14 protein-coding genes and 2 pseudogenes are annotated in these 14,467 nt (G+C 52.6%); 13 read left to right on the top strand and 3 right to left on the bottom strand.

Annotated elements, in window-relative coordinates; genetic code table 11:
- The first annotated feature begins 534 nt into the window (after nucleotides 1-534).
- Nucleotides 535-810, top strand: coding sequence for a hypothetical protein (locus tag DW58_RS16725; RefSeq protein WP_024548877.1), 276 nt, complete (start codon nucleotides 535-537; stop codon nucleotides 808-810).
- Between the two features lie 374 nt (nucleotides 811-1,184).
- Here DW58_RS16725 and DW58_RS16720 read toward each other — a convergent pair whose 3' ends face one another.
- Nucleotides 1,185-2,063: a phosphorothioated DNA-binding restriction endonuclease gene (locus DW58_RS16720; protein ID WP_024548876.1), complete on the bottom strand. Its 879-nt coding sequence runs from the start codon at nucleotides 2,061-2,063 to the stop codon at nucleotides 1,185-1,187.
- Between the two features lie 61 nt (nucleotides 2,064-2,124).
- Complete coding sequence (locus DW58_RS16715; protein ID WP_024548875.1) at nucleotides 2,125-3,351, bottom strand: anaerobic sulfatase maturase; 1,227 nt, start codon at nucleotides 3,349-3,351, stop codon at nucleotides 2,125-2,127.
- A gap of 157 nt (nucleotides 3,352-3,508) precedes the next feature.
- Between DW58_RS16715 and DW58_RS16710 the strand changes: the two genes are divergently transcribed.
- From DW58_RS16710 to DW58_RS16680, 7 genes are all read left to right on the top strand, one after another.
- Nucleotides 3,509-5,050 carry a PTS transporter subunit EIIC gene (locus DW58_RS16710; RefSeq protein WP_024548874.1) on the top strand — a complete coding sequence of 514 codons (1,542 nt, stop codon included), beginning with the start codon at nucleotides 3,509-3,511 and terminating at the stop codon, nucleotides 5,048-5,050.
- A gap of 14 nt (nucleotides 5,051-5,064) precedes the next feature.
- A complete protein-coding gene (locus DW58_RS16705) occupies nucleotides 5,065-6,825 on the top strand; it encodes a sulfatase (RefSeq protein WP_024548873.1) in 1,761 nt (586 codons plus the stop codon).
- Nucleotides 6,826-6,827: 2 nt separating this feature from the next.
- On the top strand, nucleotides 6,828-7,706 hold the full coding sequence (locus DW58_RS16700; protein WP_024548872.1) for an aldose epimerase family protein: 879 nt from the start codon (nucleotides 6,828-6,830) through the stop codon (nucleotides 7,704-7,706).
- Nucleotides 7,707-7,749: 43 nt separating this feature from the next.
- Nucleotides 7,750-8,631 carry a MurR/RpiR family transcriptional regulator gene (locus DW58_RS16695; protein ID WP_024548871.1) on the top strand — a complete coding sequence of 294 codons (882 nt, stop codon included), beginning with the start codon at nucleotides 7,750-7,752 and terminating at the stop codon, nucleotides 8,629-8,631.
- Nucleotides 8,615-9,004 carry a YidH family protein gene (locus DW58_RS16690; RefSeq protein WP_024548870.1) on the top strand — a complete coding sequence of 130 codons (390 nt, stop codon included), beginning with the start codon at nucleotides 8,615-8,617 and terminating at the stop codon, nucleotides 9,002-9,004. Before DW58_RS16695 ends, DW58_RS16690 begins: the two co-directional genes overlap by 17 nt.
- The gene (locus tag DW58_RS21615; protein ID WP_024548869.1) at nucleotides 9,004-9,273 is read left to right on the top strand and encodes a DUF202 domain-containing protein; all 270 of its coding nucleotides are present in this window, start codon (nucleotides 9,004-9,006) and stop codon (nucleotides 9,271-9,273) included. Before DW58_RS16690 ends, DW58_RS21615 begins: the two co-directional genes overlap by 1 nt.
- A 275-nt stretch (nucleotides 9,274-9,548) precedes the next feature.
- The gene (locus tag DW58_RS16680; RefSeq protein ID WP_152525620.1) at nucleotides 9,549-10,277 is read left to right on the top strand and encodes a hypothetical protein; all 729 of its coding nucleotides are present in this window, start codon (nucleotides 9,549-9,551) and stop codon (nucleotides 10,275-10,277) included.
- Nucleotides 10,278-10,314: 37 nt separating this feature from the next.
- Here DW58_RS16680 and DW58_RS16675 read toward each other — a convergent pair whose 3' ends face one another.
- Entirely contained in the window at nucleotides 10,315-10,989 is a 675-nt protein-coding gene (locus tag DW58_RS16675) for a YecA/YgfB family protein (RefSeq protein WP_024548867.1), read from the bottom strand.
- A gap of 401 nt (nucleotides 10,990-11,390) precedes the next feature.
- On the opposite strand from DW58_RS16675, the pseudogene DW58_RS21610 reads away from it, so the two are divergent.
- The 5 genes and pseudogenes from DW58_RS21610 to DW58_RS16655 form a co-directional block, all read left to right on the top strand.
- Nucleotides 11,391-11,474: pseudogene (locus DW58_RS21610) on the top strand (DUF3289 family protein); the annotation flags it as partial.
- 26 nt (nucleotides 11,475-11,500) lie between these two features.
- Nucleotides 11,501-11,617 (top strand): annotated as a pseudogene (locus tag DW58_RS21455) (DUF3289 family protein); the annotation flags it as partial.
- Nucleotides 11,614-12,108, top strand: a complete 495-nt coding sequence (locus DW58_RS16665) for a DUF943 family protein (protein ID WP_152525619.1) — start codon at nucleotides 11,614-11,616, stop codon at nucleotides 12,106-12,108. The pseudogene DW58_RS21455 and the gene DW58_RS16665, both read left to right, overlap by 4 nt.
- A gap of 373 nt (nucleotides 12,109-12,481) precedes the next feature.
- Nucleotides 12,482-12,976, top strand: a complete 495-nt coding sequence (locus DW58_RS16660; protein ID WP_024548864.1) for a DUF2569 domain-containing protein — start codon at nucleotides 12,482-12,484, stop codon at nucleotides 12,974-12,976.
- Nucleotides 12,977-13,017: 41 nt separating this feature from the next.
- On the top strand, nucleotides 13,018-14,439 hold the full coding sequence (locus DW58_RS16655; RefSeq protein ID WP_024548863.1) for a hypothetical protein: 1,422 nt from the start codon (nucleotides 13,018-13,020) through the stop codon (nucleotides 14,437-14,439).
- The last annotated feature ends 28 nt before the right edge of the window (nucleotides 14,440-14,467 follow it).

Below are 14,467 nucleotides of genomic sequence, written 5' to 3'. Positions count from 1 at the left end.
ATAAAATGTAGCGTCTAAAACAGAATGTCTGTGGCAGAGTTAACGTGTAGAAACCACTGCTCCGGCCTCACGTAGGAAACTGATGGCCTGTTTGTCGGAAACATGTCTCTTAATATGAATACACTTACGTTGTTAATGAAACCATTACTAACATCGGTGTTTATTAATTAACAGTAACAGGTCAATTTGTTTATTCTTAAAGGAAAACTGTGCAACCTCTTTTCCAGGTAAATATTTGAGGCAAATATCAGCATAATTAATAATAAAATAATGATATGTGTCTGGTCCGCAAAAATATTCAATTCCATATCAGGCGTAACTTAAATATGCCATGAATATATAAGTGACTTGTAGACTATCTTAACTATAAACGACTATGCGCTACGATTTTTCAGGGATTTACATAAGAAACAATTGGATCTACTATGCGCGTTTTAAGGGACGAGTGTAGCTTTCAAGGAAGAGGCTTATGTCAAAGCTTAAAGTGATTACTCTGGGTGATAAAACTACTACGGGCGGAATCGTAGGAATCTTATGAAGTTAACTAATAATACGAAATTCTTTATCCGCTGGTTTATGATTTTGCTGATGATCGGGGTTTACTTGGGCAAAATAATATTGATCGCTCTGGATTTTGGTATCACGATAAAATACAAAGGATCGTTTTATGATAAGAGTGTTCCAGCGGAAACATGCAGAGCTATAGCCGAATTGTACGAAGGCTATTTTGACCAGTTACTTGTTGTTTCTTTTAGCGGGTCAATTATTGCTATGGTGCTTATTCTCATTATTTTTAAAAAGGTAAGGTGATTCACGTCCTTTTTAAATAAAGCTTGATAAAGAAGATGGGGTATTACTTCGTGTTTGGCCGGAGGGTAAATGATTAAGCTATTTTTGACAGGCTCCTTTTAAAGGTGATGAAGTGATTTTTAGTTGCTGGCTAATCCGCAAGCTTTACTCTCCTGAAGCACATGAAATAATCAAGTGTGAAACAGGCAGGCAGTGATTCTACAAGCATGTTATAGATTCTATCGGTCAGGAACTCTGTCGCTGGGTCTGACCCGGTACTAATTCATATAATCAGGTCAGGGGATAATAGTTAAAACTTATTCAGCGGTCACAGAATGGAATGTCCGCTAACGTTCTGATCATATAATGTTGAAATTAGGCTCAGCCCCTTGCACTCACCCTCTAAACACTTCCCGCCGATGCCACTCCACAAACGCCTCTCGCGGATAATTTTCCGACGCTTTCGGTAGCTCAATTTCTTCTCCGGCAAAATCCCAGAACAGCTTCTGTACCATCCCATTGCCGTTTACGCCTTCCGACACCACCACGCGCATGTCGCTGTCCAGGCCAATCGCGCCGCGGTCGAATGCGTTGTGGTGAATCGAGCATAACGCCAGCCCGTTTGGGACTTCACACGGGCCGTTGAACTGTTTCCAGCGAATATGCGCGGCTTCAAGGGCTATTGGGGCGTTGTCATGGCGCATGTCGAAGCCGCAGATGGCGCAGCGGTAGTTGTAAGCGCGCAGCACGTTGAGCCGAAACGCCGGGTCGCGCTGCTTAAGGGACAACACGATATCGAAGCCCAGTTCATCGGCGAGGGTTTGCTGGATGCCCACCGGGAAATGCTTTTCAAGGATCTGGGTTGCCAGCACATCAATCACGGCGCGGTTTTCGTCGATCAGAGCGAAATGATTCACGTCGAAGCCGCCTGCAACCTTATTATCAAACAGTTCGCGTCTGGGCGGCTCTTTGCTGCCGGTGGTGGAGCAGCGCTCGGCGTTCTCCAGTTCCCAGAACCCGTCGCCGCGCAGGCGCCAGAACGGCATCGTCGGTTCATGCTGGCGGCGCGTCGGCCCGTAGCGCTCCAGCAGGCTCAGCAGTGGCTCATGGATCTCGGTGCCGTAATCGAACAGTCTGCCGTGGCCGCGCTTGTAGTTCGACAGCACGTAAAGCAACAGCAAAGGCTTATGCGGCGCACGCTGGTCGCCCTTGCGCCAAATTTTCGGTTCAGAAAGTTTTTTGCCAAAGGCGTCGAGCGTATCGGAGGTGGCCATGACGTCAGCATTCATCAGCTAAATAAGTAAACTGCGATGATGCTCGCAAAGGCTGGCAGGATCAAGGCGTTAGCGTGCGGAGAGGTGAGCCAGCCGGCATCTCCACATACATTACATTTGCGGGGGGTCGCTGCATCCGGATTTGCTCGGCCATATAGCGCATGTAAGGATCCATATGACTGAACATCGCCTTATAGCCCGCACACAGGTGGTTATGCCAGCGCTCGCCCATTTTGTGGATACGGTGTTTGGGGCAGCCGCCATGGCAGGCAAATCGCCACTCACAACGCATGCATTCTGCACTCACCTCTGTTTTGGCAAGCCCAAATTTACGCTGCTGCTTACTGGCGGCCATCTTCGCCAGACTGTCGCGCCGCAGATTTCCCAGTCGGTGCTCCGGGTATACATAGTGGTCGCAGCTGTAGACGTCGCCATTTTGTTCTACCACCAGGCCAAAGCCACAGGAAGACTGCATCACACACAGGGATGGCTTCTCTCCCAGCCAGGCCGCCAGCGCGCTGTCAAACAGCTGAACGTACACACGGCCAACGTCCCTGCGTACCCAAACGTCGAATACCCCTTTCATGAATTTCCCCCATTGCTCCCCTGATACAGACCACTCGGTGACGGAACCGGCGAGTGTCTGCGGGTAGAGTAATTCACCGTACTTTTCATTAGCCGGACGTTGCTCGACCGCCGGGATAAACTGAACAAATTCAGCCTTCAGTTCCTGTGTCAGATACGCGTAAATCTCCTGCGGATGTTCAGCGGTAACATTGTTGATGACCGTCAGAACATTCACATCAACACGGTGTTTCTTCAGCAATTCCATGGCCCGCAGTACTTTGTTAAACACCGACTGTTCACTTCGGGTTTTCCGGTAACGGTCATGTAGCCAGGCCGGGCCATCAATCGAAAGGCCGACCAGAAACTGATGTTTCGCCAGAAATTCAGCCCAGGCCTCATCAATCAGCACACCGTTGGTCTGCATGCTGTTACTGATACGCTTCTTCCCGGCATATTTGCTTTGCAGCTGCAGCGCCTTTTCATAAAACGGAATGCCCGCAAGCGTTGGCTCGCCTCCCTGCCAGGTGAATTCCACCTCCGGGCCTGGGTTGGCCTCAATGTACTGCCGAACATAGGCTTCAAGCGTGCCATCATCCATATGCCGTGCGGGCTTGCGGGGTTTCAGCGTGCCTTGCTCTTTTTCCAGGTAGAAGCAGTAATCGCAGGCAATATTGCACTGATAGCTGACGGGCTTGGCCATCAGATGGAAAGGTTTGTTCATGGTCGCTCCTGAATAAATAACACATGAAGATTAGTGATATTGCTCACTGTTTTATCAATGTGTTTTGACTTAGACCGGAAATGATCGAAATATAGTTTTCATTAATTACAATATAACATGAAACATAAATTTCATAACACCAACATCAGGGGTCTTTATGAGCAAACTGTTTGCCGGAGCACAAAACCTGGGTAAATCGTTTATGCTGCCTATTGCCGTTCTGCCTGCTGCAGGCCTGCTTCTGGGATTCGGCGGCGTTTTTACCAATCCGGTTACCCTCTCTACCTATCCCGCCCTCAACAGTGACGTGATTCAGGCGATTTTTACCGTCATGAAACTGTGCGGCAGCGTGGTCTTCGATAACCTCTCTCTGCTGTTTGCGGTGGGTATTGCCGTCGGGATGGCCCGCAGCGACAAAGGAACGGCCGGTCTTGCGGCAGTACTTTGTTTTATCGTCATGAACAAGGCGATCAACGCGTCGCTGTTACTGTCCGGAACACTCGCGACAGAGAACCTGGCCGCAGCCGGGCAGGCGAGTGTGATGGGGATTACCACCCTGCAAACCGGTGTGATGGGCGGGATAATGAGCGGCCTGCTGGCCTTCTGGGTCCAGAAACGGTTCGGTAAAACGGAGCTGCCAAGCCTGCTGGCTTTTTTCAGCGGTTCCCGTTTCGTACCTATCGTTAGTTGCTTTTTTGCCATCTTCCTTGGCGTCGCTCTGTTCTGGGTCTGGCCACATATCCAGACGGGCATTACCCATCTGGGTGGCCTGGTTGAGAAAACCGGTTATATCGGCACCCTGTTCTACGGCATGATCCTTAAATGCCTCATCCCCCTCGGTCTCCATCACCTGTTCTACCTGCCTTTCTGGCTGACCAGCGTGGGCGGTGAGCAGATGGTGAACGGGCATCTGGTGCAGGGGACGCAGAAAATCTTCTTTGCTCAGTTGGCCGACCCCTCGGTAACGCAGTACTACATTGGGGTATCCCGTTTCATGGCCGGACGTTTCGCGGACTTCATGTTCGGTCTGCCGGGTGCAGCCCTGGCCATCTACCACTCCGCCCGTCCTGAGAACAAGAAAAAAGTGGCCAGTCTGATGCTGTCCGCTGCGCTGACTGCGTTTGTCACCGGTATCACAGAACCGCTGGAATTTGCCTTCATGTTCTGTGCACCGCTGCTGTACGGCGTGCACATTGTGCTCACCGGTGTGGCATTCATGCTCACACACATTCTGCAAATCACAGTCGGACAAACGTTCTCCGGCGGACTTATCGACTTCCTGCTGTTCGGTGTTCTTCAGGGTAATGCCAAAACCAACTGGCTGCTGATGCTTCCGCTCGGTGCTGTGATGTTCTGCCTGTACTACTTCTCCTTCCGCTTCCTTATCAAATGGCGTCAGTTGAAAACGCCGGGCCGTGAAGAGGAAGCCGACGATGAAACCCCGGTTGCATCTGTCGGTGGTAACGAGCGTGCAGCGGGCATCGTGCAGGCGCTGGGTGGCCGGGACAATATTATTGATGTGGACTGCTGCGCCACCCGTCTTCGTATCACGGTCAAAAACCCGCAAAGCGTGGTTGTGGACGCTTTTAAACAACTTGGCAGTCGTGGGGCATTTATCCGTGGAGAGGGAGTACAGGTGGTTTACGGGCCGCATGTGACCCTGATTAAAAACGAAGTCGAAGAGTTTATCGGTTCATAAAGAAGAGACGTCTTATGAAAGCTGTAATGTTGATGTTTGATACGCTGACACGTAATCATCTCGCCCCTTATGGGGGCGATGCTATCACCCCTAACTTTACCCGGCTGGCCCGTGAGTCTGTGCAGTTTGATAACTTTTATGTCGGCAGCATGCCCTGCATGCCGGCCCGGCGCGAACTGCATACCGGGCGTTACAATTTTCTGCACCGCAGCTGGGGGCCACTCGAGCCCTTCGATTTCTCCACGTTCCAGACGCTGAAGCAGGCTGGCGTCCATACCCATATGGTGACCGACCATAAACACTACTGGCGTGATGGCGGTGCAACCTACCATACCCGTTATTCCACCTTTGATTTTATCCGCGGCCAGGAAGGGGATTGCTGGAAAGGGCAGGTAGAGAAGCCGTCCATCAACTGGCAGGGAATGGAAGACGAAGAAACCCTGCGTCGTCGCAGCGGACGCATGATTCAGGATCTGATCAACCGTACGGCAATGCCCACCCAGGAAGAGCACTTTACTCACCGAACCATCAGTGCGGGTATGGATTTTCTGGAGACCAACAAAGATCAAGATAACTGGTTCCTGCAGATCGAATGTTTCGATCCCCATGAGCCTTTCTTTGTCCCGGAAAAATACCTTGCGCAGTATGGCTGCACGCCTGATGAATTTGACGGGTGGGTGCCTTATTACTGCAGCGCACCCGGCGGCAAGGATGATGATAAAGTCCGCAAATTCTACCAGGCGCTTATCACCATGTGTGATGACTACCTGGGTCTGGTGATGGACAAGCTGAAAGCGCTGGATCTGTGGGAAGACACCCTGTTTATCGTCTGTACCGACCACGGTTTTTTACTCGGCGAGCATCAGTGGTGGGGCAAGAACATCATGCCGGTGTACAACGAAATCGCTAACACCCCGTTCTTTATTCGCGATCCACGTTGTAAAGCCGAAGGGGTTCGCCGCAGCGCGCTGGCACAGACTGTCGATATACCGGCGACGCTGCTGGAGTATTTCGATGTACCACGTCCGCCATCCATGACCGGTAAACCGCTGCGACCGGCGGTGGAAAATGACACCCCGGTACGTGATTATGCGATGTTTGGCTACTTTGGCGGCCACATTAATATCACCGACGGTGACTATGTCTATATGCGTTGTCCACGGGAGGAAAGTAAGGGGAATCTGTATGAGTACACCCTGATGCCGACCCGGATCGACAGTATGTTCAACGTGAGTGAACTGCAAAACATCCGCATCCATCCCGGCTTTGATTTCACACAGGGCGCGCAGGTCATGCAAATCCCTGCCACCTTCGGGTATCTGAATCCGTGGCGGTTCGGAGATAAACTCTTCGACCTGAAAGTCGATCCGCAACAGATGCGTCCTCTCCACGACAGCGAACGGGTATTTCAGTATGCCCAGGCGATGACCGCGATGATGCAGTTGCATGATGCACCGCCGGAACTCTACGCCCGTTTCGAACTGGACTCCCTGTCACCAGAGCGGGAGCAAGCCTTTGCTGAGCGCTGGGCCAGACAGACCCTGTGGACAGAGAAAGCGTATCGCTGTGAGCATCATGGCGTGGACGAGGCGTTACGCTTTGTCATCAGTGCAGCCAGGGAACAGGGCTTATCTCAGGAAGCGCTTCTGAAGCATTTCCCGATCGGACATTTACTGACAGAAAGGGATATCTTCGCCCTGATTGACGCCTGCTTTACCGGAGACAGGCATAAGGCGCTGGTTTATCAGACCCGATTATTACTGAGGACAGCGTGACCATGAGCGCCTGGCAGCTTGAAAACGATCGCTATCTGGTCGCCGTGAACGCGACAGGCGCTGAACTATCCAGTATCCGCGATAAATTTTCTGGCCGTGAATGGCTGTGGCAACCGCAGCCAGGCGTCTGGAACAACTCGGCCACCCAGCTGTTTCCGGTGGTCGGGGCGCTTGTCCATGACGGAGTCCGTGTTGACGGGCAGTTTCTGCCGCTATCGGCACACGGCTTTTTGCGTGGTCAGGCGTTTACCTGCATTGAGCAAAGTATTAAGCACCTGGTGCTGGAAGCCCGGGCCACACCTGAAACGCTGGGCCTGTGGCCATGGTGCTGGCGGGTTCAGTTACAACTGGCGCTGCATGAAGATGGGCTCAGTGTGGCACAGCATGTCTTTAATGATGACCGCCAGCCGTTCTGGTATTCCATTGGCTGGCACCCGGGTTTTGCGATGCCAGTAGCCAGCAAAACGGGCTGGCATGTGATGTTTGGTGAAAAGGCCGTCAGGGGTCCTTTTACCACCCGTAACAGAACGCTGGTAACGGAAGGGCAGACGCAGACAACGACGTCCTTTCCGCTCACAGAGACATCATTCCGTGATGGTGCCATTTACTTCGGCGACTGCCAGCAGCAGCAGGTCAGAGTCTGCTCACCTGACGGAACGACCGTCATGACGCTTGAAATGGCAGAACATGACTGGCTGGCACTCTGGGGCGTTCCCGGAGCTGACCTGCTCTGTATCGAGCCGCTCGCCGGGACGACCGATGCCCCTGATTTTGACGGAAATGCAGAGAATAAGCGTGGAATACGACAGCTTGCTCCGGGCCAGAGCCAGGCATTCCGCGTAAGACTGCGCTTTGCGGTGGACGCATGCGCAGGGGATTGACAGAATACCTGGAATTTTTCATGCAAAAAGGTCAGGTGCTGGAATGAGCGTGAATCGCGAAAATGTGCGGGTGTATATAAGTAATGTCCTGGGCGGACTCGGTGAAACGGACCAGCATATTGCCCGGTTTATTCTGGAGCAGCCTGCGGCAGTGGCGCAGATGCCGGTACGTAAACTGGCCGGAGCCATATCGGTCAGCGAAGCGACTATCGTGCGCTTTTGCAAAAAAATTGGTTATACCGGGCTGCTCGAACTAAAAGCGGCCCTTAAACGTGAGTTGCTGGACGACCGCGAACAACTGCTGCCATCTTCCCCAGATATTTTCCTGGATGATACCCGCAACGATGTGGCGCAAAAGATTGCCATGACGGTGGAAACCACCCTGAAAGAGACCATCGGCCTGTTGGACATGAAAGTGGTCAACCCGGTGGTCGAAAGGTTTCTGACAGCCAACCGTGTTCTGTTCGTCGGTTTTGGAGCCTCAGGTCTTTCTGCAATGGAAGCTCGCGACAAAATGAACCGTCAGGGCATCGATTCGGAAGCCTACACCGACCGTTTCACCATGACGCTGAAACTCGCCAACCTCAAACCCGAAGATCTTGTGGTCGCGTTTTCTCACTCTGGCGAAACACCGGAGGTGGTGAATGCTTTCCGACTGGCCAAAAAAGCAGGGGCACAGTGTCTGGCCATAACGCACAGCCCACAGTCACCGCTGACTGAGCTTGCGGACACCTGGTTACTGACCAGCGGCAGCGCTGGACCTTACCAGGGTGACTCGATCGCCACTCGTATGTCACAGCTGTTCATGATTGAGTTTTTGTGCACAGAAATCACCCGCCACAACCTGCGCGACAGCGCATCGACCGGATTGTCGATTCGAGAATTACTGATAAAAGAAAGGGTTAAACGTGAGTCTACAGGATAACAATCAGTCAACACGCCCAAAGGGTAAGTGGTGGCTTGTCGGCAAAACCCCCGATTACCGTTTTACGCTCGCCAATGAACGTACATTTCTTGCCTGGATCCGTACTGCTCTGGCGCTGATGGCGGGTGCTGTTGGCATTGAGCAGTTCGCTCCCCAATTATCTTCTGCTGAACTGCGTATCGGCATCTCAACGCTACTGCTGGTAGCGGCATCAGCCATGGGGTTTATGGCATGGCGACGCTGGCGCCGGAATGAATATGCCATGCGTCTTGAAAGCAATTTACCCTACACCCGGGCGCTGGTCATTCTGGCGACGCTGATGGTTCTTCTCGCAATATTACTGGGCGTGTTGCTGTGGCAGGGAAGACCATAATGAGAAGAGATCCGGGCCTGCAACCGGAGCGTACGCACCTGTCCTGGCACAGAACTGGCTGGTCGATGCTTGCACCAGGTTTGCTGTGTCTACGGGGCTGGAGTCATAGCGGAAATGCGTTATACGCGCTGGTGGGGATATTGTTGCTGAGTGGTTCCATTGCGATGTTTTGTGGTATCGCTAAACAACGGCATAACGTTGTATCACTTATTATCGTGGTTACCGGGGCGTTGCTCATATTCATGCTGCTATCCCAGATAACTATCTGAAGACGCTGACCGCTTTCCCTGCATTTAAAATGCACGATGCGAGCGTTATCCTGTTCTGGCGCTGAAAAACGGGTGTGTCTGTTATGTCCATCCGACGCGTGTCATTTACCTTATTACTTATTTACCTGCCAACTGTACTTATCTTTTAGCGTTTTACGTTGTACTTTATTTATATAACCGTTGACTTTCACGCAGATACCGAATCAAAGCGAAACGCTACCATCACGTAATTATTAACAATAAACTAATATAACCAGTAAATTTATGAGGCAGGGATGTTAAAGGGAACGGTAATATTTTTACAGGTAGCCGTTGGGATCTATCTGGCGGGTGATATCGCCAGGCAAAACCCGAAGTTCGACGCGTTTTTATCGCTGGTCGAAAATGGCTATCACAATCTGAATAACAGGATCAGAGACGCCCATATACAAGAGGGCATGGGCCTTCTGCGGAAGCTCGCCGGGGTCTGCGCGGTTATCTTTTTCGGGCTGCTGATTACCGTGCCACGTTTGAGCGCCGATCCCGAACGCTACAGTTCGTTACTCATCTTCTGTTTGTTCGGGGCCATTGCGGTGTGGGGCGGGCTGGCATGGTGCATGCAGCATACCAAAACGCTGGGCGGGGCCGGGTGGATGATTTTTCTGACTATCGTCTCGCCGTTCGCGATGGCGCTGCTTGAAAAGCAAACGGGCGTACCCGTGTTAGCACCTTTCCTTGAGCCCCTGTTCTACCTGTGCGCAAAACTGGGTTTTCCCATTGATTCATTGCCCGGAACCTGGGCGATGGCGTTTATTCTCTGCGCCTTTTTGATATTCGCGCTGTTTGTTCAGTACATTCTGACCTGGATAATGGCGATACCGGTGATGGTGCTCTCTGTCCTTACGGTGGTGGGCGTGATTCACTTTGCCAAAATGGTAAATGTCATCGCCCCTAAAAAGGCATTTTCCGGGCTGATGCTGGTGCTCTTTGTCCTGTTGGGCCTGGTGCAGTACCTGTGGCTGTAAATAATAACGGCGTGTTTCCACGCCGTTATTCTGTCCATCAATGCAAACAGCAATTCTTGTATTTTTTCCCGCTACCGCACGGGCACGGGTCGTTGCGGCCCGCTTTAGTGCCGACGCTGACCGGCTTCTGGCGCAGCGCGTCGGGTTCGTTCTCCAGCAGCTCCTGCCAGTAGAGGTACAGCTGGAGCGCCGCCGGGCCGATGGCGGCCTGGCTCTGCTGGTACGCTTCCGGCGTCATCTGTTCCAGCTGGGCGACGTTATCCTCGCGGCCGTGCAGTGAGATGGCCGCCAGCGCCGGCTTCATGCTCTCCGGCAGGGAGGACCAGTCGTCCAGCGCCACGCCGCGCATATACCCGAAGCACCAGTCCTCAACCACGGTGTACTCTTCGCCATCCTCTTCGCGATAGCCAAACAGCGGTTCAAACTGGTCCGGGGCATCGCTCAGGCGATCGGCGATATCGTTCATATGCTGGAAGGTCAGGTTCATAAAGCGCGTCATCTCGCGCTCGTTGGTCCAGCGTGGGATGTGCTTCTCGCCGCCCCACAGCGCGGTGAGCCACACCGCCGGCTCCAGCTCACGCGGGCCAGAGAGAATGGCCGTCAGCATGCCGTCCAGCTCAGAGACATCCAGCACCGACGCGTCGTTGCCGTACTTCGCGAGCAGCTCGTCGAGCCATTCGAGTTCTTTTTCGTTCAGGGGTCCCTGATTCATGGGCAGCCTCCTCAGGCGTGGTGACCCTTAGCCGACGCGAGCCGGTAAGCGGTATCGTAAAGCGGATATGTTCCTGGCTTATCGGGAAGCGGCACGTGGGTATGGGCGCTGTCCTGTGCCGGGTGGATGCCGCAAGCTTACCATATCCGGGCGGCAGGATTCCGGTTATCGGTGTGGCGATGTGCAGCAGTAGTAGCGGAAAACCACGTAAATAATGGATGCTGTATTGTGCGCTCATTGATGTATTAAGTGGCAAACAGTAAATAAATATATATCTGGCGAGCTGTGTATGTTTGCTGGCTATTCATTTTATGAATGAAAAATGAAAATGTTGTTATTAATAACCTAAGGCGTAAAATTCACCGCCTGTAAAAAGGAAATATTACACGGAGCAGTAAGCCATGGCGGGAATACAACTACCCTGTACGCTCTTCGAAACGCAGAAGTGGATGGATGATTATAGCGCCGCAGATATGCTCTGCGGGGATGTAAGTGACGTGCCTCGCCAGGGGATCAGTTCCGATTCTTTCGAATTTGGTTTGTCTTACAGCGCTATGAAAAGACAGCAATCAGGCCTTTCATGACAAACATGGCGGCTGAGATTGTCATATCAGGAGGCCGACCTTGAAGATTTCACGGCGCCTGGTCAGCATGCTGATAATTATCGGGATCTGTGCGGCGGCTGTATTTTATGGTGTCAGACACACACGGCCCGCACGAGTCGTCTATGTCAGTAGCGAGCAGAATATAAGCGATGTGGTTGCGGTAAACTTACCTGATACTGACGCCAGTCTGTTGGCATGGTGGAAAAATAACAGGGATATGCTCAGGAAAAATTTCAACATCCCACGCCCCGATAGCGCGGATGGCTCCTGGACGATCGTGTTCTGGAATTATGGCGACGGGTTTAAAGCCAGTAACGAGCATGAAAGCCCTTTTTTGAATCCTTTTTATAAAGAGACGTATTGCTTTGACAGTATAAAAAGTGACAGAAACTGCATTGATAAAGACATCGCTATGATGGTATCTCAGTCTACAAATGGGGCGGTTTTTATTACCACGGCAAGGGGCCATCATCATATCGATCGTGCTGGTGAACGTACTCCGTTGCATAAGTAAGCCCTCATTACGTTACGGTAAGGGAACTATTAGTACCTTGCCGTTGTAGCAGGCTCTGTTCACTCCGTACCAAACGCTCCGCAGAAGTTTCACCCGCTACCCGCCGGAAACCTGTCCCGGTGTAGCGGGTAGTGCGCCAGTCAGGTATCACAACCCAACAACCCTACCGTTCAAAAAGCCCTTCTTTTTTGTGTGTTATCGGCAGACCGTCCGCGGCGACGGGGCGTAATATCGCCCGCAGATAAATAAAGCCTCAACAACGTTTCGTAAGCGGGCCGGCGGCAGGGCGGGGAATGCTATTCTGCGCGCCGCATAATGAATAAATAGCGTTCAGATGCGTCATTGAATACTTAAGGCAAATTCAGGGGATGGAATGAAGTGTATTAACTGCAATGAGCAGGAGCCTAATAAGGCATCGGGATTATGTAATGACTGCGAGCAGGTGGAACAGGGAAAAATAAACGGTCTGCTTTATTTGCCCGCCGCCGGTCTGATTATCGCGCTGATGTATACCCCCTGGGAGCTGTGGGAGTTTTGCCAGGCGGTGCTGAGTTATTTCCACATGGCCGGGATTATCTCCTGGTACGCCATCGGGGCGATCCTGCTCATCGTGCTTTATATGGCGATAACGGTGTTCGCCGCGCTTCAGTTCTTTCGCCGTCGTAAAAAAACGCCGCGCGCCATGGCGGGGTATTACCTGTTCGGGCTTATCAGCGCGCTCTATTTCACCGTGCTGCCAGCGACCCTGTTCGGCGCGGCTTTCGATCAGAATGATATTCGCACGCTGCTCTCCGCCGCGGTGGGCGTAGTGCTGTGGCTACCGTACTTCTTTATTTCTAAACGCATTAACAGGGTGTTTGTTTTCTAAATGCTGCCGCGGGCGGCGATCATAATAATCAGGTAAACCTTATGAAATGTTATACCGGCAAGGTAACAGGCGCAGTGCTGCTGCTCGCGGGCCTCGGCGCGCAGGCCGCGGATGCCCCGGCGGCAAAACCGCATATCGTCAGCCAGGCGATCAACCCGCTGCAGCTTTATCGCTTTAACGATCGGCTGAATATGGTTTCCGAAGTGAAGTTCAGCGACGGCAACCAGGTGGAGCGTTGGGTCGCCCTGGACTGTAAAAATAAGACCTCAGAGCGCCTCTACTGGGATCTGTTTGACAGCGACGGCAATAAGAAGCTGCGCTATTACGGGGATCGCTACGGCCGCTATGCCCCTGCGCAACCGGACCCGCAAGAGCAACGCGAGAATATCGACAGCCTCTGCGGGGCAAAAATTAACAACAGCGACTGGGTCTACGTTGAGAAACGCAATAAATACGACAACGCGACGCTGCTGGATGTCGCCAATATCCAGAAAATAAACGACATCCTGCTGCTGCGCATCGGATATAGCTATGACGAGATAAATTACGATCCGCCCTATGACGCCCCTTACGACCTTAAGCTCGAAAACCATGTCTACGACTGCGCCAAAGGGAAGGATGTGGTTATTGCCGGGCTGGACGTGGACGGCAAGGGCTATATTACCGACGGCATTATTAATAAGGCGATTCAGGATCGGCAGGCCGATTTCTCGAATACGCCGGGCGTCGAAAAGCTGTTTAAAACGCTCTGCACCCTGGACGACGTATCCCGTTATAAAGGGCTGGGTAAATACCATCCGGTGCAGAATAAAACCGTATCGTCGCTCTCCGGGCCGGAGCTACCGGATTTCACCGACAATAAGCCGGACTGGCTGAAGCAGTTCCCGATTCCCGAGGCGGTGCAGAAGACGGCAACCCGCGTGGTTCAGCGCTGGGCCGAGCCGAAGTTCACCCGGATAGGTTGGACGGAATATACCCGCGAAGACGATAAAATTCCGGTGGTGCTGGATGCGCAGCCGGATCGGCTGGTGCGTCGTCTTGAGAATTATAAAATCTTCACCGGGCAGCGCATCATGATGGCGAACCTGGCGCAGCTTGAAGGCGCGATCAGCATGAGCCGTTTGCCTTCCATCACCCAGCGTATCGATACGGATCTGCGTTTCCCGCTCACCCAGGGCCAGCGCTTCAGCCTCGGCATGACGCAGAAAAACGAGCAGACCGGCACCGTGACGACCTTTACGCGCCAGTGTGACGTGACCGGCAGCGGTGAGGCGACGGAAATCAACCCGGCGTTCAGCGGTAAATACTGGCACGTGGACTGCGAAGAGAAAGACGAGGACGGCGTTGAGAAGAGCAGAAACGCGTTTCTCACCGACCTGAACATCTTCCTGCCGCTGGCGCGCACCGACAGCAAAGGCAAAACCACGCCGGTGCACTATCAGGATGTCACCATCACCCGCTAACGCGTAGAGGATGGAAACAAAAACGCCC

The sequence above is a fragment of the Siccibacter turicensis LMG 23730 genome (assembly GCF_000463155.2).
In the GTDB taxonomy this organism is placed as follows: Bacteria; Pseudomonadota; Gammaproteobacteria; order Enterobacterales; family Enterobacteriaceae; genus Siccibacter; species Siccibacter turicensis.
The sequence above is the reverse complement of the archived record's forward strand: the minus strand, read 5'-3'. Positions and strand labels throughout refer to the sequence as shown.

Coding starts and splice junctions, on each gene's coding strand:
- DW58_RS16725 (WP_024548877.1), top strand. CDS start 535: ATGAAGTTAACTAATAATACGAAATTCTTTATCCGCTGGTTTATGATT.
- DW58_RS16720 (WP_024548876.1), bottom strand. CDS start 2,063: ATGGCCACCTCCGATACGCTCGACGCCTTTGGCAAAAAACTTTCTGAA.
- DW58_RS16715 (WP_024548875.1), bottom strand. CDS start 3,351: ATGAACAAACCTTTCCATCTGATGGCCAAGCCCGTCAGCTATCAGTGC.
- DW58_RS16710 (WP_024548874.1), top strand. CDS start 3,509: ATGAGCAAACTGTTTGCCGGAGCACAAAACCTGGGTAAATCGTTTATG.
- DW58_RS16705 (WP_024548873.1), top strand. CDS start 5,065: ATGAAAGCTGTAATGTTGATGTTTGATACGCTGACACGTAATCATCTC.
- DW58_RS16700 (WP_024548872.1), top strand. CDS start 6,828: ATGAGCGCCTGGCAGCTTGAAAACGATCGCTATCTGGTCGCCGTGAAC.
- DW58_RS16695 (WP_024548871.1), top strand. CDS start 7,750: ATGAGCGTGAATCGCGAAAATGTGCGGGTGTATATAAGTAATGTCCTG.
- DW58_RS21615 (WP_024548869.1), top strand. CDS start 9,004: ATGAGAAGAGATCCGGGCCTGCAACCGGAGCGTACGCACCTGTCCTGG.
- DW58_RS16680 (WP_152525620.1), top strand. CDS start 9,549: ATGTTAAAGGGAACGGTAATATTTTTACAGGTAGCCGTTGGGATCTAT.
- DW58_RS16675 (WP_024548867.1), bottom strand. CDS start 10,989: ATGAATCAGGGACCCCTGAACGAAAAAGAACTCGAATGGCTCGACGAG.
- DW58_RS16660 (WP_024548864.1), top strand. CDS start 12,482: ATGAAGTGTATTAACTGCAATGAGCAGGAGCCTAATAAGGCATCGGGA.
- DW58_RS16655 (WP_024548863.1), top strand. CDS start 13,018: ATGAAATGTTATACCGGCAAGGTAACAGGCGCAGTGCTGCTGCTCGCG.